Origin of the sequence: Allobosea sp. RAF48 (assembly GCF_052114025.1) — a bacterium.
In the GTDB taxonomy this organism is placed as follows: domain Bacteria; phylum Pseudomonadota; class Alphaproteobacteria; order Rhizobiales; family Beijerinckiaceae; genus Allobosea.
Genome location: NZ_JBFRDZ010000005.1, coordinates 328,646 through 344,806, shown reverse-complemented (window position 1 = coordinate 344,806; position 16,161 = coordinate 328,646). Strand labels below are relative to the sequence as shown.

At 66.0% G+C, this 16,161-nt stretch carries 19 protein-coding genes; 14 read left to right on the top strand and 5 right to left on the bottom strand.

All coding sequences use genetic code 11. The features are described 5' to 3' along the window. Positions 1-48 precede the first annotated feature (48 nt). The gene (locus AB4Z10_RS12520) at positions 49-417 is read right to left on the bottom strand and encodes a hypothetical protein (protein ID WP_441470725.1); all 369 of its coding nucleotides are present in this window, start codon (positions 415-417) and stop codon (positions 49-51) included. Positions 418-527: 110 nt separating this feature from the next. Here AB4Z10_RS12520 and crcB point away from each other — a divergent pair, with 110 nt between their 5' ends. From crcB to AB4Z10_RS12475, 9 genes are all read left to right on the top strand, one after another. Next, complete coding sequence (crcB, locus tag AB4Z10_RS12515; protein WP_441470751.1) at positions 528-911, top strand: fluoride efflux transporter CrcB; 384 nt, start codon at positions 528-530, stop codon at positions 909-911. Then, entirely contained in the window at positions 908-2,119 is a 1,212-nt protein-coding gene (locus tag AB4Z10_RS12510) for an RluA family pseudouridine synthase (RefSeq protein ID WP_441470724.1), read from the top strand. Before crcB ends, AB4Z10_RS12510 begins: the two co-directional genes overlap by 4 nt. 110 nt (positions 2,120-2,229) lie before the next feature. Next, positions 2,230-2,733: a hypothetical protein gene (locus tag AB4Z10_RS12505; protein WP_441470723.1), complete on the top strand. Its 504-nt coding sequence runs from the start codon at positions 2,230-2,232 to the stop codon at positions 2,731-2,733. A gap of 88 nt (positions 2,734-2,821) precedes the next feature. Then, entirely contained in the window at positions 2,822-3,499 is a 678-nt protein-coding gene (locus AB4Z10_RS12500; protein ID WP_441470722.1) for an HAD-IA family hydrolase, read from the top strand. 515 nt (positions 3,500-4,014) lie between these two features. After that, entirely contained in the window at positions 4,015-4,371 is a 357-nt protein-coding gene (locus AB4Z10_RS12495) for a hypothetical protein (RefSeq protein WP_441470721.1), read from the top strand. A 214-nt stretch (positions 4,372-4,585) separates the two neighbouring features. Continuing rightward, the gene (locus AB4Z10_RS12490) at positions 4,586-6,586 is read left to right on the top strand and encodes an acetyl-CoA carboxylase biotin carboxylase subunit (protein ID WP_441470720.1); all 2,001 of its coding nucleotides are present in this window, start codon (positions 4,586-4,588) and stop codon (positions 6,584-6,586) included. 165 nt (positions 6,587-6,751) lie between these two features. Beyond that, positions 6,752-7,372, top strand: a complete 621-nt coding sequence (locus AB4Z10_RS12485; protein ID WP_441470719.1) for a glutathione S-transferase family protein — start codon at positions 6,752-6,754, stop codon at positions 7,370-7,372. A gap of 51 nt (positions 7,373-7,423) precedes the next feature. Then, positions 7,424-7,927, top strand: a complete 504-nt coding sequence (locus tag AB4Z10_RS12480; RefSeq protein ID WP_441470718.1) for a lysozyme inhibitor LprI family protein — start codon at positions 7,424-7,426, stop codon at positions 7,925-7,927. A 181-nt stretch (positions 7,928-8,108) separates the two neighbouring features. Beyond that, positions 8,109-8,897, top strand: a complete 789-nt coding sequence (locus AB4Z10_RS12475) for a YdcF family protein (RefSeq protein ID WP_441470717.1) — start codon at positions 8,109-8,111, stop codon at positions 8,895-8,897. Positions 8,898-8,899: 2 nt separating this feature from the next. Here the strand turns inward: AB4Z10_RS12475 and AB4Z10_RS12470 are convergent, their stop codons facing one another. Together AB4Z10_RS12470 and AB4Z10_RS12465 are read right to left on the bottom strand one after the other, a co-directional pair. Further along, positions 8,900-9,169, bottom strand: coding sequence for a DUF3253 domain-containing protein (locus AB4Z10_RS12470; protein WP_441470716.1), 270 nt, complete (start codon positions 9,167-9,169; stop codon positions 8,900-8,902). Next, positions 9,166-9,858, bottom strand: coding sequence for a DUF599 domain-containing protein (locus AB4Z10_RS12465; protein ID WP_441470715.1), 693 nt, complete (start codon positions 9,856-9,858; stop codon positions 9,166-9,168). Before AB4Z10_RS12465 ends, AB4Z10_RS12470 begins: the two co-directional genes overlap by 4 nt. A gap of 133 nt (positions 9,859-9,991) precedes the next feature. Between AB4Z10_RS12465 and AB4Z10_RS12460 the strand changes: the two genes are divergently transcribed. The 3 genes from AB4Z10_RS12460 to AB4Z10_RS12450 all read left to right on the top strand — a co-directional run bounded on the left by AB4Z10_RS12460 (position 9,992) and on the right by AB4Z10_RS12450 (position 12,700). After that, positions 9,992-10,405, top strand: a complete 414-nt coding sequence (locus tag AB4Z10_RS12460) for a rhodanese-like domain-containing protein (protein ID WP_441470714.1) — start codon at positions 9,992-9,994, stop codon at positions 10,403-10,405. 10 nt (positions 10,406-10,415) lie between these two features. Continuing rightward, positions 10,416-10,589: a hypothetical protein gene (locus AB4Z10_RS12455; RefSeq protein WP_441470713.1), complete on the top strand. Its 174-nt coding sequence runs from the start codon at positions 10,416-10,418 to the stop codon at positions 10,587-10,589. A 317-nt stretch (positions 10,590-10,906) separates the two neighbouring features. Next, positions 10,907-12,700: an ABC transporter ATP-binding protein gene (locus tag AB4Z10_RS12450; RefSeq protein WP_441470712.1), complete on the top strand. Its 1,794-nt coding sequence runs from the start codon at positions 10,907-10,909 to the stop codon at positions 12,698-12,700. A gap of 117 nt (positions 12,701-12,817) precedes the next feature. Here the strand turns inward: AB4Z10_RS12450 and AB4Z10_RS12445 are convergent, their stop codons facing one another. Then, on the bottom strand, positions 12,818-13,336 hold the full coding sequence (locus AB4Z10_RS12445) for a gamma-glutamylcyclotransferase family protein (RefSeq protein ID WP_441470711.1): 519 nt from the start codon (positions 13,334-13,336) through the stop codon (positions 12,818-12,820). 134 nt (positions 13,337-13,470) lie between these two features. Continuing rightward, positions 13,471-14,643, bottom strand: a complete 1,173-nt coding sequence (locus AB4Z10_RS12440; RefSeq protein WP_441470710.1) for an isovaleryl-CoA dehydrogenase — start codon at positions 14,641-14,643, stop codon at positions 13,471-13,473. 207 nt (positions 14,644-14,850) lie between these two features. Here AB4Z10_RS12440 and AB4Z10_RS12435 point away from each other — a divergent pair, with 207 nt between their 5' ends. Next, positions 14,851-15,117, top strand: a complete 267-nt coding sequence (locus AB4Z10_RS12435; RefSeq protein ID WP_441470709.1) for a metal-sensing transcriptional repressor — start codon at positions 14,851-14,853, stop codon at positions 15,115-15,117. 17 nt (positions 15,118-15,134) lie between these two features. Next, the gene (dmeF, locus tag AB4Z10_RS12430) at positions 15,135-16,121 is read left to right on the top strand and encodes a CDF family Co(II)/Ni(II) efflux transporter DmeF (RefSeq protein WP_441470708.1); all 987 of its coding nucleotides are present in this window, start codon (positions 15,135-15,137) and stop codon (positions 16,119-16,121) included. The last annotated feature ends 40 nt before the right edge of the window (positions 16,122-16,161 follow it).

Here is a 16,161-nt window from a genome sequence, read left to right as displayed (position 1 = left end):
CGATCGGCACCGCTTCGCCGCTTGTCCGGAGGGACGGCGCCCGGACGCCTATCCTCTGCAGTAGAACGGCAGGAACGTGCCGGACAGGCCGCTGTTCATCGCCATCAGCACCAGCTTGTTGGCGAGCTCAAGTTCCTGCTTGCTACGCGCGCAGACCTCGGCGCGAGCCTGACAGTTCGAGGCGAGGAACGCATCGTGGCTGGCGAGGAAGTCCGGACCCAGTCCCTGCTTGCCTTGGCGATTCAAGGCCTGCTCGTAAGCCTTTCTGTAGCGGTTGCATTTCTCCGTCGGCCAGTCCGAAGCCGGGCCCTGCTGCGCCGCCGCTAAGGTGCCGCCGATGCCGGAGAGTGTGAGCGCCGCCACTGCCCGAAGCAGCGCCCGGCGCGCCTGTGCCGCAGTCGAATTCCGCCCGTTCATCGCCGTCGCCTCAGCCGCCCCGCGGCATCGAGGCGAGGCGTCCGCAGAAGCGCAGTCAATTGCGGCGGATTTCGTTTGTGCGCGGCGGCGGTGCACTCTATTTCACAGGGATGACTTCCACCGCACTCGTCTTTCTGGGCGCCGGCATCGGCGGCGTGCTGCGCCATGGCATCAACCTTGTCTCGCCGCGCTGGCTCGGCATGGACTTTCCCTATGGGACCATGGCGATCAACATTCTCGGCTCGGCCCTGATGGGTGTGGTCGTCGGCTGGTTCGCCTTCCGGGCGGGCGAGGGGACGCCGCATGGATTGCGGCTGTTCCTGGCGACCGGCGTACTCGGTGGATTCACGACCTTCTCGGCTTTCTCGCTCGATGCGGTGCTCCTTTGGGACCGCGGTGAGACGATGGCGGCGATGGTGTATGTTTTTGGTTCCGTGGTGGTGTCGCTGGCGGCGCTGGTCGGCGGGCTTGCGGTGATGCGGGGGCTGTCATGAGGACAGGTGGCAAGGGGCCGGGCAACGGTCCGGGACGTGGCGGCAGGCCGCGTGCGGCCGAGGCGCCGCGCGGCAAGAGGCCGAGCCATGACGCCAGGCGCCGCGCCGCCGCGCGCCCGGCGGAGGGCGAGGAGCGCGCTCCACGTCCGCAGCGTCCGGCTGCCAAGCCGACGCGCGCCGAAGTCAAGGCTGAGACGGCGCAGGTGCTCTCCACCGGCGTTCAGCAGCTCGTGGTGACGCCGGACGAAAACGAGATGCGGATCGACCGCTTCCTTGAGACGCGCTTCCCGCAGCTCTCCTTCAGCCATATCCAGCGCATCGTCCGGAAGGGCGAGCTGCGCGTCGACGGCAAGCGCGCCGACAGCAAGGACCGGCTCAGCGAAGGCCAGACGGTGCGCATCCCGCCGCTGAAGCTGGAGCAGCAGGCGGAACGGCCGCGCTCGGCCAAGGCCGATGCCGACACCATCGGCTTCCTGCGCTCGATCACGCTCTATGAGGACGACGACGTCATGGTCCTCAACAAGCCAGCGGGCTTGGCCGTGCAGGGCGGCTCGGGCACGACCAGGCATGTCGACCAGATGCTCGATGCGCTGACCGGTAAGGACGGGCAGAAGCCGCGCCTCGTCCATCGCCTCGACAAGGACACGGCCGGCTGCCTCGTCATCGCCAAGTCCCGCTTTGCGGCGGCGACGCTCGCCAAGACCTTCCGCTCGCGTTCGGCGCGCAAGGTCTATTGGGCGCTGGTGGCCGGGGTGCCGCGCGTCCGCCAGGGCCGGATCTCGACCTATCTCGCGCGCGAGGAGGCTTATGACGGTGATCAGCGCATGGCAGTGGCCAAGCATGGCGAGGACGGAGCCATGCATGCCGTGACCTATTACGCGGTGGTCGAGACTGCCGCGCAGAAGCTCGGCTGGCTTTCGCTGAAGCCGGTGACCGGGCGCACCCACCAGCTGCGCGCGCATGCCGCCCATATCGGCCATCCGATCATCGGTGATCCCAAATACTTCAATATCCAGAACTGGGAGCTGCCCGGCGGCATCCAGAACAAGCTGCACCTGCTGGCGCGGCGGATCGTGCTGCCGCATCCGCGCGGCAAGGGCACCATCGATGTCAGCGCGCCGCTGCCGCCGCATATGCGCCAGAGCTGGAACCTGCTCGGCTTCGATGATGCGCCCTACGACCCGATCGTCGAAGCACCGGACGAATAGGGCATCATTCGACGAATCGCACTCTTCCTGATTGATGAGATGAGGATGAACAGTTGCGGAACAAAACGCATTCTGTTCTAATTATGTTCTCGTCATAGGAGGGGCTGACCATGCGTTCGGTTTTGATTGTTTCCGCCTTCCTTTTCGGCCTTGCGGGGGCCGCACAAGCACAGACAGCTGCACCAGCCAAACCCTCGGCCCCGGCTGTCACAGCTGCGGCTGCCACCGATCAATCGATCCCTCAGGCGGAGCGTGCGAAAGCGCGGCAGGACTGTCTCTCCGAGAATGTCGCGCTGTCCGGGGACGATCTGCGCGCCGCCATGCGCCTGTGCCTGCAGGCCAAGTTCCCGGGCGTGCGGCTCTACGCGCAGGACGGCGTCACCCGCGACGGCAAGCCCACGGCAGTTGCAGCACGGGTCGCCTGCAAGGAGGAGGTCGATGGCCGCAATCTGCAGGGATCGGAGCGGGTTGCTGCGCTGACGGCCTGCTTCAACGCCAAGCGGCCCGATCTCGCCCAGCGTTCCGAGTGCCGCAAGGAGGCCCGGGCCAAGGGGCTGGATGGAACCGATCTGCGCAAGGCCGTGGATGCCTGCGCACGGGAGGCAAGGGGCTGAGCCGGGAGTGAGGCTGCATAGCCCGGTGGGACAATGCCATGACGGTGCTGCAATGGCTTGCGGCGCCCGGTTGCGCTAAAGCGCCGTCATGGATCTCATCATCTTCGATCTCGACGGCACGCTGATCAATTCCGAGGCGATCATCCTCGGGGCGCAGTACGAGGCGTTCCGGCGCTGCGGCCGGGTGCATCCGGGGCGCGAGGCGGGGCTCGGCATCGTCGGGCTGACGCTGGATATCGCGATGGCGCGCCTCGCCGGGCTCGACCAGCCCGACGATGTGCTCACCGAGACCTATCGCCAGGTCTTCGGCGCGATGCGCCTGCAGGCACAGAGCGATCCTTCGCTGGATGAGCCGCTGTTTCCAGGTGTGGCAGAGACGCTGGCGGAACTGAAGCGCCATACCGGGCTGAAGCTCGGCATCGCCACCGGCAAGTCGCGCAAGGGCGCCGAGTTCATTGTCGCCCGGCATGGCTGGGAGGGGCTGTTCGACACCGTGCAGTCGGCAGATGACGCGCCTTCGAAACCGCATCCCGGCATGATCCAGCGTGCGCTGGCGGAGACTGGCGCAGCGCCTGAGCGCACTGCGATGGTTGGAGACAGCTCCTTCGATATCGAGATGGCGGTGGCGGCGGGCGTCGTGCCCGTCGCAGTGTCCTGGGGCTTCCAGCCGGTCGACAGCCTCGTCGCGCTCGGCGCCAAGCATGTGCTGCGCGCGTTCCCGGAACTGCCTGGAACGCTGGGATTGCCGAAGACCGCCATGGCCTAGAGCCGGGCCGATCAGGTTGAAATAACCGGATCGGATCACGCGTGCCCGAGCGTTCGACCGGAAAGTGGAATCTGCTTTTCGGACAAGTCGGCTTCTCGACAAGAATCATGATGTACCGCCCGATCAGGAGCCATGCGGCGGCCCTTCGGTGCGAGGAGCCGCGCCGGATCGCGCTCGATCAAGAGCCAGTGGGATCGAGGTTCCGCGTTTGAAACCGGGGGCAAAAGTGTCCGGTGCCGCAGCCTGTCCGGAGCGGTTCCGTGCCGGGCAGTAACACCCTCGCAACCAAACCGACTCAGTTCTGTTTAACCTGAATAACCGTTCAGATTTGCGCGTTAACCACCTGATGCGGGGGGCGGGTGCATGGTGTTCCCACAACAGGGACATACCGGCAAACAACAACGCCGGACAGGGGTTCAAGCATGATGGATCATGAGCTTCGTGAATTCGTCGATCGTGTGATGGATCGTCGCGCTATCGATGATGAAGACGTCAAGATGCTTCAGAGGAACATCTTGAACGACATCGTCATGACACGCGACATCATCGATGTGCTGGTGGCCCTCGACCGGGCCGTGGTGCAAAGCTGCAAGGCTTATGCAGATTACCTCGTGGCGCTGGTCGTCGACTTCGCCGTCTGGGAGAACCGCCCGACCGGCGTGATCGATCGCGACAAGGCGCATTGGCTGGTAACGACCCTTTCTGCCGGCGAAGGGCCGACCGTGACGGCCCAGCGCATCGCCTTCGAGATCGCTCGCGAAGCCGAGCACTGCGACGAGGGGCTGCTTGCCTTCGCCTTCGCCAAGGGCGCTGCGAAGGCGGTCGCACGGGTCGCGGCTGGCAGCACGACTCGGGCTTTGCTCGCGAACTGACCTGCGCATCCGCGCACAACGGCCTAGCCTATAGCTCACCGCGCGCCCTTCCAGACGCGCGGTGAGCTATTTGTTTGTCAGAGCTTCGGGCTGAAACGGCGCTTCCGCCGGTCGGTCCGATGCGATTGCCGACTTTCGCATCGGTGGACGGCGGTTGCGGCGTCCCATACACCCCGGCTATTGCAGTTTGGTCTGAAGCCGGGGGATGCCGCGCATGTTCTCGAAGATCCTGATCGCGAACCGCGGCGAGATCGCCTGCCGTGTCATCAAGACGGCCCGGCGCATGGGCATCAAGACGGTCGCCGTCTATTCGGATGCGGATCGCGACGCGCTGCATGTCGAGATGGCGGATGAGGCGGTCCATATCGGCGCGGCGCCGGCGGCGCAGTCCTATCTGCTGATCGACAAGATCATCGACGCCTGCAAGCAGACCGGCGCCGAGGCCGTGCATCCCGGCTACGGCTTCCTCTCCGAGCGCGAGGCCTTCGCAAGGGCGTTGAAGGATAACGGCATCGTCTTCATCGGTCCCAACCCCGGCGCCATCGCCGCGATGGGCGACAAGATCGAATCGAAGAAGGCGGCGGCTGCCGCCAAGGTCTCCACGGTTCCGGGCTTCCTCGGCATCATCGAGAGCCCCGAACACGCCGTGACCATCGCCGACGAGATCGGCTATCCCGTGATGATCAAGGCTTCGGCTGGCGGCGGCGGCAAGGGCATGCGCATCGCCCATTCGGCCGGCGAGGTGGCTGAGGGCTTCGCGCGGGCCAAATCGGAGGCGGCGTCTTCCTTCGGCGACGACCGCGTCTTCGTCGAGAAGTTCATCGTCGACCCCCGTCATATCGAAATCCAGGTTCTCGGCGACAAGCACGGCAACGTCATCTATCTCGGCGAGCGCGAATGCTCGATCCAGCGCCGCAACCAGAAGGTGCTGGAGGAGGCGCCGTCGCCGCTGCTCGACGAGGCCACCCGCAAGAAGATGGGCGAGCAGGCGGTCGCGCTGGCCAAAGCGGTGAATTACGATTCGGCCGGCACGGTCGAGTTCGTCGCCGGCCAGGACAAGTCGTTCTACTTCCTCGAGATGAACACCCGGCTCCAGGTCGAGCATCCGGTGACGGAGATGATCACCGGCATCGATCTGGTCGAGCAGATGATCCGCGTCGCCTATGGCGAGAAGCTGGCGATCGGCCAAGAGGATGTGAAGCTCGATGGCTGGGCGGTCGAGAGCCGCGTCTATGCCGAGGACCCGACCCGCAACTTCCTGCCTTCGACGGGGCGGCTCGTCACCTACCGGCCGCCCGCGGAGGGGCCGGATGGCGAGGCGACCGTGCGCAACGACACCGGCGTCTTCGAGGGCGGCGAGATCTCGATCTATTACGACCCGATGATCGCCAAACTGGTCACGCATGCGCCGACGCGCGAGGCCGCGATCAAGGCGCAGGCGCGCGCACTCGATGCCTTCGCCATCGACGGCATCCGCCACAACATTCCTTTCGTCGCGGCGGTGATGCAGCATCCGCGCTGGATTTCCGGCAATCTCTCGACCGGCTTCATCGCCGAGGAGTTTCCCGAGGGCTTCTCCCTGCCCGAGCCGCAGGGCGAGACGGCGCAGCGCATGGCGGCGATCGCCATCGCCTGCGACCACAAGCTCAACCAGCGCAAGCGCCATGTCTCGGCGCAGATGGAAGGCTGGCGCAAGGTCGCCTTCGATCGGCAGCGCATCGTCCAGCTCGGGGCAGAGCGTTTCGAGGGCGAGGTGACGGAGCAGGGCGGGGCGGTCGTCATCGGCTTCCCGGGTCGCAGCGTCAGCGTCGTCAGCGACTGGGTGCCGGGCGAGCCGGTCTGGCACGGCACGCTCGACGGGGTGAAGGTCGCGGCGCAGGTCCGGCCGATCCTGAACGGCGTCGCGCTCGGCCATGCGGGCGCCTATGCCAACGCCCATGTCTACACGCAGCGCGAGGCCGAGCTCGCCGCGCTGATGCCGGAGAAGGTTGCGGCCGATACCGGCAAGTTCCTGCTCTGCCCGATGCCGGGCCTGGTGAAGGCGATCTCGGTCACTGTGGGGCAGGAGATCAAGGCGGGCGAGCCGCTCGCCATGGTCGAGGCGATGAAGATGGAAAACGTGCTGCGCGCCGAGAAGGACGTCACCATCGCCAAGATCCTGGCGAAGGAAGGCGATTCGCTCGCCGTCGACGCCGTCATCATGGAATTCGCCTGAGCGCTTAAAAAGGTATTCGGAGCCCTCATCCTGAGGAGCAGCCGAAGGCTGCGTCTCGAAGGATCGTTCAGGAGGCTCCGGAACCATCTGGAGCATCCTTCGAGACGCGCTTCTGCGAAGCGCTCCTCAGGATGAGGGCTGTGTGAAGCTATTGAGGAGCCTGTCGTGCTGAAGATCTGGGGGCGGTTGAGCTCGATCAATGTCCAGAAGGTCGTCTGGGCGGCCGGCGAGACCGGGCAGGCTTTCGAGCGCATCGATGTTGGCGGGCCTTTCGGCGGGCTCGACACGCCGGAATATCGCGCGATGAACCCCAACAGGCAGATCCCGGTCCTGGAGGATGGCGAGTTCCGCCTGTGGGAGTCGAACAGCATCGTGCGCTATCTGGCGGCGCGCTATGGCGCTGCAGATATCGGGGAAGCGGACGTCGTGCGGCGCGCGGAGGCCGAGCGCTGGATGGATTGGATGCTGTCCGAACTGCAGCCGGCGCTGGCGCCGGTGCTCTGGGGCGTGGTGCGCAAGGTGCCGGGCTATACCGATCCCAAGGCCATCGCCGACGGCATGAAGCGGGCCGAGGTGCTGATGACGATCCTCGAGGCACAACTGGCGGACAAGCCGTTCCTGTCGGGCGAGCGCTTCGGCGTCGCCGATATCACCGTCGGTTGTGGCGCGCATCGCTGGTTCAACATGCCCGTCGACCGGGTCGAGCGGCCAGCGGTGCGCCGCTGGTACGAGGCGCTCTTTGCGCGCCCGGCGGCTCAGGTGGCGCTGCCGTTGCCGATCACGTGAGGCGCCGCCGCGGTGCTTGATCCGGGCCGCAGCCCTGTCATGATGCCCCGCATGAACGGTCTGCGCGCGGCTCTGCTTTTATGTTCACTCGGCGCGGCCACTTCGGCCGTGGCGCAGGGCTCGCCGAGCTTGCGTGGCGACCTGTTGTCCCTCGCAGGCTGCCTGCGCGATAACGGCGCGTCGCCTTCGGCCTGCGTCGGCACTGTGGCCATCGCCTGTGTCGGGGCGGCCAGCAGCAATCCACGCGGAGCCGAAGCCGCCTGCGCGCGGCGCGAAGAGGCGGCGTGGCGCGAGCGTCTGACGCTCGCTTTGCAGGTGACCGGGCGCTCGCTCGATGCGGGCCAGCGCAGCCGTCTGGCTGCCGTGCAACTCACCTGGGAAAGCTATGTCTCGCAGAAATGCGCGCTCTATGGCGCCAGCCAGCGCGAGGAACTGCAAGCCGGGCGGCAGGCCGGTTGCGAGCTGCGCGAGGTTGCCGAGCGCGCCATCGAGCTTGCCAAGGGGCTCCCGCAGGCGGGGCGCCAGCCGCAATCCCCGCCCCAGATCATTCGCTAGAGACTGATCCGATCAGGTTGCAACAGCCTGATCGGCGCATGCACCAGGCCGGTCGCCTGTCGCGTTTGTGACCATCTGGCGGATGGTGGCGATCCGAAAGCGCTGGAGTGCCGCGTCCGCCTGCGACTATACGGTGGAGGACGGCAGTTGTTCGTGACCCGTCTGAAGCCGCGAGCCAGCAATGTTCTTCGTCCTGTCCAAGCTGGCCTGGTTCGTCTTCTCGCCGGTCAATTTCGCCATCCTGCTCGCCGGCCTCTCGGCGCTGCTCGCCTTCACGCGCTTTGCGCGTCCGGCGCGTTGGCTCGGGCTGCTGTCGGTGGTTGCGCTTGGGCTGATGGCTTTCAGCCCATTGTCGCGCGCGGTCATCCGGCCGCTGGAGGACCGCTTTCCGCAGCAGGATGCAGCCAAGGGGCCGGTGACCGGCATCGTCGTGCTCGGTGGTGCGGTCGGTGTGGCGCGCGGCGATTTGGTGTTGAATTCTGCCGCGGCGCGCATGACCAAGGCGGTCGAGCTCGCGCGGCTTCATCCCGAGGCGAAGGTGGTTTTCACCGGCGGCGCGGCCAACCTGATCTCGGAAGAGACAACGACCGAAGCCGACGGGGCCAAGCTGCTGTTCGAGGGCCTCGGGCTCGATCCAAAGCGGCTTATTCTCGAGGACAAGTCACGCAATACCCGCGAAAACGCATCTTTCACCCGCCGTCTCGTCGATCCGAAACCAGGCGAACGCTGGCTTCTGGTGACCTCAGCCTGGCATATGCCGCGTTCGATGGGCGTTTTCCGGAAGGCGAACTTTCCGGTCGAGGCCTTTCCGGTCGACTATTGGTCGAAAGGTGAGCCGGATGATTTCATTCGGCCCTATAGTCGAGCGCACAGGGCTCTGGAGATTTCCGACAACGGCTTCAAGGAATGGGTCGGACTCATCGCCTATCGGCTGGCGGGCTACACCGACGCGCTCTTTCCGGCGCCGTGAGGTCAGGCATCGTCGGCGGGCAAGGTGAGCCTGTAGACGCCGCGGAAATCGTCGGGGTCGACCGGCCGGCCCTTGCGAGTGATGACAATCCGGCCTTCCTTCATCAGCTTCACCGCCGCGCGGCGCACCGGCTGCATCAGCGGCCCCCAATCGTCCGGGTGGTCGCTGCCGAGTGCGCGGGCGACATCCATCGGGGAAACCGTCCGGCCGCCCCCCTGCTGCGCCAGCAGTGAGAGGATCGCGGTCTCGATTGCCTCGGGGTCGATGCTCATGACTGGCTCGGATAGTTGAAGACGCGGGCGGCGTCGGAGGCGAACTGGCGGCGATACATCGCGACCAATACGGCCCCTGTGAAAACGAGGAAGGTGACCGGTCCAAGGAACCAGCCGAGATAGGCGAGCGCGAAGAAGAAGGCGCGCTGACCGCGGTTGAAGTGGCGGCCGGCGGCGATGTTCATCTCGATCGTCTCATGCACGGCATGAGCCTTCGCGATCTTGTTGGGCTCGTCCTTTGGCGGCAGAGCGCCGAGCAGGATGACGCAGTAGTTGAACAGCCGGTAGGCCCAGGCGAATTTGAAGAAGGCGTAGCCGAAGACGCCCGCAAGCCCGATCACCTTCATTTCCCAGACCGCGCGCTGCGTCACCGGCACGAAGGGCAGATCGGAAAAGATCGCGACGACACGGTCGGTCGACTGCAGCAGGGCGAGCGTGCCGCCGATCGCGATCAGCGAGGTCGAGGCGAAGAAGGCCGTGCCGTTCTGCAGGCCGTTCATCACCTGAGTGTCGACAATGCGGTTGTCGCGCCCCATCGATTCGTTGATCCAGCGGGCGCGGCGCAAGTTCATCCGCATGTTCAGCGTCTTGGCCGCGTGGGGGCCGAGTTCGACGGCATAGTGGTATCCCACCCAGGAGGCGGCGAAGAACACCAGGGCGATGACGTCCAGATTGCTGAAACCGAGCATGCTGTCGCTCTGCCACTTCACCCGCCGACCAGGCAAGCAGCTTGTGCGGAGGCCGCGCTGCCGACAAGCGGCACGGCATTGACGCTGCGGCGGCAAGCCGCCACGGTGCGCGCGGAATCGGGAGGGCGCAGCGATGCCGCAGACCATCACCAAGGGCTACAAGGCCCTGGTCGCAGAAGCGGAGAGCGAGGTCGCGACGCTGTCGATCGAGGCGGCGCAGGCGCTCCACGGCCGCGACGACGTGGTTTTCGTCGATCTACGCGATCCTCGCGAGCTGGAGCGGGAAGGGCGCATGCCCGGTGCCTTCCATTGCCCGCGCGGCATGCTCGAATTCTGGATCGACCCGGAAAGCCCGTATGCTAAGCCGGTCTTTCAGGAGGACAAGCGCTTCGTCTTCTTCTGCGGTGGCGGCTGGCGTTCGGCGCTGGCGGCAAAGACGGCGCAGGAGATGGGGCTGAAGCCGGTCGCCCATGTCGCCGGCGGTTTCACTGCCTGGAAGAAGGCGGGTGCGCCGGTCGAGACCTCTGCCGCCGAGCGGAAGGGCTGAGTCTCGAGCCTTGTCCCATATCGTCATCGTTCTGCTGGTTGCGGCTTTCATCTTCCGCAAGCCGCTCGGAAAGCTGCTCGCGCGACAATTCCCGAATCGCGCCAAGCGCCAGCAGGTGCTGGCGACGATCATCGCCGCTTTTCTTCTGGTGATCGCAGCCCGGCTCCTCGCGCTGTTCTGGTGACCGCCCGTCGCCCGATTTGAATCGGGCGAAAGTGTCCTGTGCGGCCGGTGCATGGGCGGACGGCTTGCGCCGTGCCTACAAATCAGGCATCTTCACGGTCTGGCTCCAACTCAAGAAAGGGAGGGCTGAATGGTAATCGTCACCACCGCTGTCACTCCCTTGCGACCACCTCGACACTAGGTCGGTTTCGCACGAGGCCCGCCAACCGGCGGTCTCCTGAGCCTTTTCCAGACCATTTTCATTCATTGCCGGAGGCGGCGCGCGTCGTCGTCTCTGCCTGATCCGGAGTCGGTGCCGTTTCGGTGCCGAATGACGCTATGTCTCTTGATACTCAAACCGGGCGGCGGGAGCCGTTCCGGGCCGTTCTCGGCTTCACCTTCCGCCATTGGGCGCGCCAGCCGGGGCAGGTCACCTGGGTTGCGGGCGTCACCATTGTCGCCACGCTGGCCGAGCTGTTCACGCCGGTCTATGCCGGCCGCCTCGTCGATGCGGTGGCGAGCGGTGTCGACGCCGTGGATGCGGCGCTGTGGGCGCTCGGCGCGATGATGGTGCTCGCCGCGATCACCGTGTTCGGGCGGCATTTCGCCTATATCGGCATCACCACCATGACGCTGCGCACGATGCGCGACGTGGCGCAGGAGGCGTTCGCGCGCCTGCAGCGCTTCTCGACCGACTGGCATGCCAACAACTTTGCCGGCTCGACTGTGCGCAAGATCACCCGCGGCATGTGGGCGCTCGACCTGCTCAGCGACACGATCCTGATCGCGCTCCTGCCGTCGCTCGTCATCCTGCTCGGCATGACCGCGCTGCTGGCCTGGCACTGGCCGGTGATGGGGCTCGTCGTTGCGCTTGGTGCGCTGGCCTATATCGGGCTGACGCTGGCGCTCTCGCTGCGCTTCGTGGCGCCGGCGGCGCGGCTGGGCAATGCCTGGGACACCCGCCTCGGCGGTGCGCTGGCCGACGCCATCACCTGCAACCCGGTGGTGAAGGCCTATGGCGCGGAAGCGCGCGAGGATCTGCGCCTCGCGAACGTGATGGCGAAATGGAGCCTCAGGACGGAGCGCGCCTGGGTGCGCGGCACTTGGTCGGGCACCGGTCAGCTCGTCGTGCTGCTGTTCCTGCGGGCCGCGGTGATCGGCCTCGTGATCTGGCTATGGATGAATGGGCAGGCGAGTGCGGGCGATGTCGCCTTCGTGCTGACGGCCTATGCGGTGGTCCATGGCTATTTGCGCGATGTCGGGCAGCACGTCCACAATCTGCAGCGCTCGGTCAACGACATGGAGGAACTCGTCTGGATGCACGATCTTCCCTATGGCGTGCCGGACCGGAAGGGCGCTGTGGAGATGGGCGTGACGGCGGGCGAGATCGCCTTCGAGAACGTGACCTTCCACTATGGCGGCCATCACGATCCGCTTTATCGCGACTTCTCGCTGACCATCCGCGGCGGCGAGAAGGTCGGTCTCGTCGGCCGCTCCGGCTCCGGCAAGACGACCTTCGTCAAGCTGGTGCAGCGGCTCTACGACGTGACCTCAGGCTGCATCGCGATCGACGGGCAGGACATCGCCGATGTCACGCAGGACAGCCTGCGCAGGCAGATCGCGATCGTGCAGCAGGAACCGGTGCTGTTCCACCGCTCGCTGGCCGAGAACATCGCCTACGGCCGGCCCGGCGCCAGCCAGGCGCAGATCGAGCAGGCGGCACGGCTCGCCAACGCGCATGAGTTCATCATGCGCCTGCCCAAGGGCTACGCCACGCTCGTCGGCGAGCGCGGCATCAAGCTCTCGGGCGGCGAGCGCCAGCGTGTCGCGCTGGCCCGCGCCTTCCTGGCCGATGCGCCGATCCTGATCCTGGACGAGGCAACCTCGAGCCTCGATTCGGAATCGGAGGCGCTGATCCAGCAGGCGATCGAGCGCCTGATGGAAGGCCGTACCACGATCGTGATCGCCCACCGGCTCTCGACGGTCAGGGCCATGGACCGCATCCTGGTCTTCGATCGCGGCCGGGTGGTCGAGGAGGGGCCGCACGAGGACCTTCTGACCCGCGAGGACGGCGCCTATCGCGCGCTGTTCGAGAAGCAGGTCAGCGAGCTGGCGAAGGGGCTGGCGGTGTAACACAAGACGTCATTCTCGGGCCGCGCTCGGCGCGGACCCGGGAATCTCGTGCCACACCAGCCGCTTTGTCGTTACGAGATGCTCGGGTCAAGCCCGAGCATGACGGCGTTTCGGCCGTCACTTCGGCGCGAGCGCGCGGGGCCTGACACCCTTCACCGGGCCGGGCGGCAGCGGCGCGTTCATATCCTGATTCAACGGCTTCAGATCGAGAGTCGGTTTGGTCAGAAAACGATTCAGGTTGGCGATGTAAGTCTCTGGCAGGCCGAACTGTTTTGCTCCAGCGATGACCGTCTCCATGTAGCCGGGCTTCGGCTTTCCCGGATCGGCTGAGCGGCCGATATAGATCAGTGCGCGCTTGGCGCCGCCCGGCACGATCACCGGCTGGCTGATCTTCACATACAGGCCGCTGGCGATGTCCTCGAACTTGTCGAGTGCGCGCGTGTCGCCGAGCGAGCAATCCCAGAGTACGCCGTGCACTTCGTCGCGCGGATCGCGGATCGCCGAGGCATAGCCGTCGCGGGTGACGATGAAGCGATGGCGCGGCAGGCGAGCGGGGCCGAGCGCGCGCGAGTTCGGGCAGCGCTGTGCCATCCCGGCCGGGTCCATGTTGAGGCCGTAGGCGAAATAGAGGGGCATTGGGGCCTCGCGTCATTCTCGGGCGGCGCGCAGCGCAGACCCGAGAATCTCGGGACGCGTTGCCGCCCTGTCTGTTGAGGCATCTCGTCCTGAGATGCTCGGGTCAAGCCCGAGCATGACGGCACCTTTGACCCTCACTTCGTCTTGTTGAACAGCTCCCGGCCGATCAGCATGCGGCGGATCTCGCTGGTGCCGGCGCCGATTTCGTAGAGCTTGGCGTCGCGCAGCAAGCGGCCGGTCGGGTAGTCGTTGATATAGCCGTTGCCGCCGAGCAACTGGATCGCGTCGAGCGCGACCTGCGTCGCCTTCTCGGCCGCGATGAGGATGGCGCCGGCAGCGTCCTCTCGGGTCGTCTCGCCGCGATCGCAGGCCTTGGCGACCGAATAGACATAGGCGCGGCAGGAATTCATCGCGACATACATATCGGCGACCTTGCCCTGGACGAGCTGGAATTCGCCGATCGACTGGCCGAATTGCTTGCGCTCGTGGACATAGGGCATGACCACGTCGAGCGCCGCCTGCATGATGCCGAGCGGGCCGGCCGCCAGCACCACGCGCTCGTAGTCGAGCCCGCTCATCAGCACGTTGACGCCGCGGCCGACCTGGCCGAGCACGTTCTCCTCCGGCACCTCGCAATCCTGGAAGACGAGCTCGCAGGTGTCGGAGCCGCGCATGCCCAGCTTGTCGAGCTTCTGGTGCGTCGAGAAGCCTTTCATGCCCTTCTCGATCAGGAAGGCGGTGATGCCGCGCGAGCCGGCTTCCGGGTCGGTCTTGGCGTAGACCACCAGCGTCTCGGCGATCGGGCCGTTGGTGATCCACATCTTGTTGCCGTTGAGGACATAAGCGTCGCCCTTCTTCTCGGCGCGGGTGCGCATCGAGACGACGTCGGAGCCCGAGCCGGGCTCGGACATGGCGAGCGCGCCGACATGCTCGCCGGAGATCAGCTTGGGCAGGTATTTGCGCTTCTGCGCCTCGTTGCCGTTGCGGCGGATCTGGTTGACGCAGAGGTTCGAGTGGGCGCCGTAGGAAAGGCCGACCGAGGCCGAGGCGCGGCTGACTTCCTCGACCGCGACGCAATGCTCGAGATAGCCGAGGCCTGAGCCGCCATAATCTTCCTCGACCGTGATGCCGTGCAGGCCGAGAGCCCCCATCTGCGGCCAGAGATCGCGCGGGAACTGGTTGGTGCGGTCGATCTCCTCGGCCCGCGGGGCGATCTTCTCCTGCGCGAAGGCGTGGACGGTGTCGCGGATGGCGTCGGCGGTCTCGCCGAGGTCGAAATTGAACGGGCGCGGCGCGTTGGCAAGCATGGCGGAACCTCCCGGAAGATCGGTGGGAGCGGGGCTCCCTTGCGCTCGTTATAGCCGCGTCGGCGGCGGTGCGTCAGTGCGCAGGCGCGCCCGGCGCAGTTTGGCGTCGATGCCGTAGCCGGGCCTCGCGGCCGGCACCGGCAATACACCGATCCAGCCACGGAGGTTCGGTGTTGCATATCCTATCCAGGGGGATAGGATACAAGCATGAGCCACGCGATGGACCCCGACATCATCAACCGCCTGCGCCGCGCGCAGGGCCATCTGGGCACCGTTGTCGGGATGGTTGAGACGGGCAGGGCCGTCCCCGAGGTGGTGCAGCAGCTCCAGGCGGTCGAGAAGGCGCTGGAGAAGGTCAAGTCGCTGCTGATCTTCGACCATATCGAGCATCACCTGTTCGACCACGCCCACGTCTCGACGCCTGAGGCGCGCAAGTCGCTCGACGAGCTCAAGGCCCTCACCAAATATCTCTGACGCAGCGGAACGAACCGATGTCGGATGCCAACAGCTTTCCCGCCCAGCACGAGCATGTCTTCCTCGGCAGTGCGCATGATCGCCACGAACGGCGGACCTGGCTTGTCGTCGGCCTGACGGCCGTCACCATGGTTGTCGAGATCGTGGCCGGCACGGTCTTCGGCTCGATGGCGCTGGTGGCCGATGGCTGGCACATGTCGACTCATGCGGCGGCGCTCGGCATCGCGGCCTTCGCCTATCGCTTCGCGCGGCAGCATTCGCGCGACCGCCGCTTCAGCTTCGGAACGGGCAAGCTTGGGGATCTCGCCGCCTTCGCCAGCGCTTTGCTGCTGATGTTCATCGCACTTGCCGTCGCCTGGGAGTCGGCGCTGCGGCTCTACTCGCCGATCGCGATAGACTTTACCCAGGCGACGGTGATTGCCGTGCTGGGTCTTCTGGTCAATCTCGTGAGCGCCTGGCTGCTGAGCGACGGGCATGACCATGATCATGGTCACAGTCATGGCGGCAGTGGGCATCACGGCCATGATCACGATCATCTCCATCATGGCCATCACCACGCCCATGGCGGCCATGGCGCGGATACCAATCTGCGCGCCGCCTACATGCATGTGCTCGCGGATGCCTTCACCTCGATCCTGGCGATCGCGGCGCTGCTCGGCGGCCGCTTCTATGGCTGGGTCTGGCTCGATCCGGTGATAGGCATCGTCGGCGCCTGCGTCATCGCGCATTGGTCGATCGGGCTGCTGCGCGCTTCCGGCGCCGTGCTGCTCGATACGGTGCCCGACGAGGCGCTGGCAACGCGCATCGGCGAGAGGCTCGCCGCCGAGGGAGCCGAGATCGCCGACCTGCATCTCTGGCAGGTCGGGCCGGGGCATCGCAGCGCGATCGTCTCGATCGTCACCGGCCAACCCAAGCCCCCCGCAGCCTACAAGGCGCTGCTCGCCGATCTGCCCACGCTCTCGCATGTCACGGTCGAGGTGAACACGCATCCTGCCGCTGCGTGAAGGCACCCGTCTTCGTATCTCTGCGGGACCTCCCGCGGAC

Bases quoted from the DNA above. Each gene is read 5' to 3' on its own strand.
- AB4Z10_RS12520 (WP_441470725.1), bottom strand. From the start codon at position 417: ATGAACGGGCGGAATTCGACTGCGGCACAGGCGCGCCGGGCGCTGCTT.
- crcB (WP_441470751.1), top strand. From the start codon at position 528: ATGACTTCCACCGCACTCGTCTTTCTGGGCGCCGGCATCGGCGGCGTG.
- AB4Z10_RS12510 (WP_441470724.1), top strand. From the start codon at position 908: ATGAGGACAGGTGGCAAGGGGCCGGGCAACGGTCCGGGACGTGGCGGC.
- AB4Z10_RS12505 (WP_441470723.1), top strand. From the start codon at position 2,230: ATGCGTTCGGTTTTGATTGTTTCCGCCTTCCTTTTCGGCCTTGCGGGG.
- AB4Z10_RS12500 (WP_441470722.1), top strand. From the start codon at position 2,822: ATGGATCTCATCATCTTCGATCTCGACGGCACGCTGATCAATTCCGAG.
- AB4Z10_RS12490 (WP_441470720.1), top strand. From the start codon at position 4,586: ATGTTCTCGAAGATCCTGATCGCGAACCGCGGCGAGATCGCCTGCCGT.
- AB4Z10_RS12480 (WP_441470718.1), top strand. From the start codon at position 7,424: ATGAACGGTCTGCGCGCGGCTCTGCTTTTATGTTCACTCGGCGCGGCC.
- AB4Z10_RS12475 (WP_441470717.1), top strand. From the start codon at position 8,109: ATGTTCTTCGTCCTGTCCAAGCTGGCCTGGTTCGTCTTCTCGCCGGTC.
- AB4Z10_RS12470 (WP_441470716.1), bottom strand. From the start codon at position 9,169: ATGAGCATCGACCCCGAGGCAATCGAGACCGCGATCCTCTCACTGCTG.
- AB4Z10_RS12465 (WP_441470715.1), bottom strand. From the start codon at position 9,858: ATGCTCGGTTTCAGCAATCTGGACGTCATCGCCCTGGTGTTCTTCGCC.
- AB4Z10_RS12460 (WP_441470714.1), top strand. From the start codon at position 9,992: ATGCCGCAGACCATCACCAAGGGCTACAAGGCCCTGGTCGCAGAAGCG.
- AB4Z10_RS12450 (WP_441470712.1), top strand. From the start codon at position 10,907: ATGTCTCTTGATACTCAAACCGGGCGGCGGGAGCCGTTCCGGGCCGTT.
- AB4Z10_RS12445 (WP_441470711.1), bottom strand. From the start codon at position 13,336: ATGCCCCTCTATTTCGCCTACGGCCTCAACATGGACCCGGCCGGGATG.
- AB4Z10_RS12440 (WP_441470710.1), bottom strand. From the start codon at position 14,643: ATGCTTGCCAACGCGCCGCGCCCGTTCAATTTCGACCTCGGCGAGACC.
- AB4Z10_RS12435 (WP_441470709.1), top strand. From the start codon at position 14,851: ATGAGCCACGCGATGGACCCCGACATCATCAACCGCCTGCGCCGCGCG.
- dmeF (WP_441470708.1), top strand. From the start codon at position 15,135: ATGTCGGATGCCAACAGCTTTCCCGCCCAGCACGAGCATGTCTTCCTC.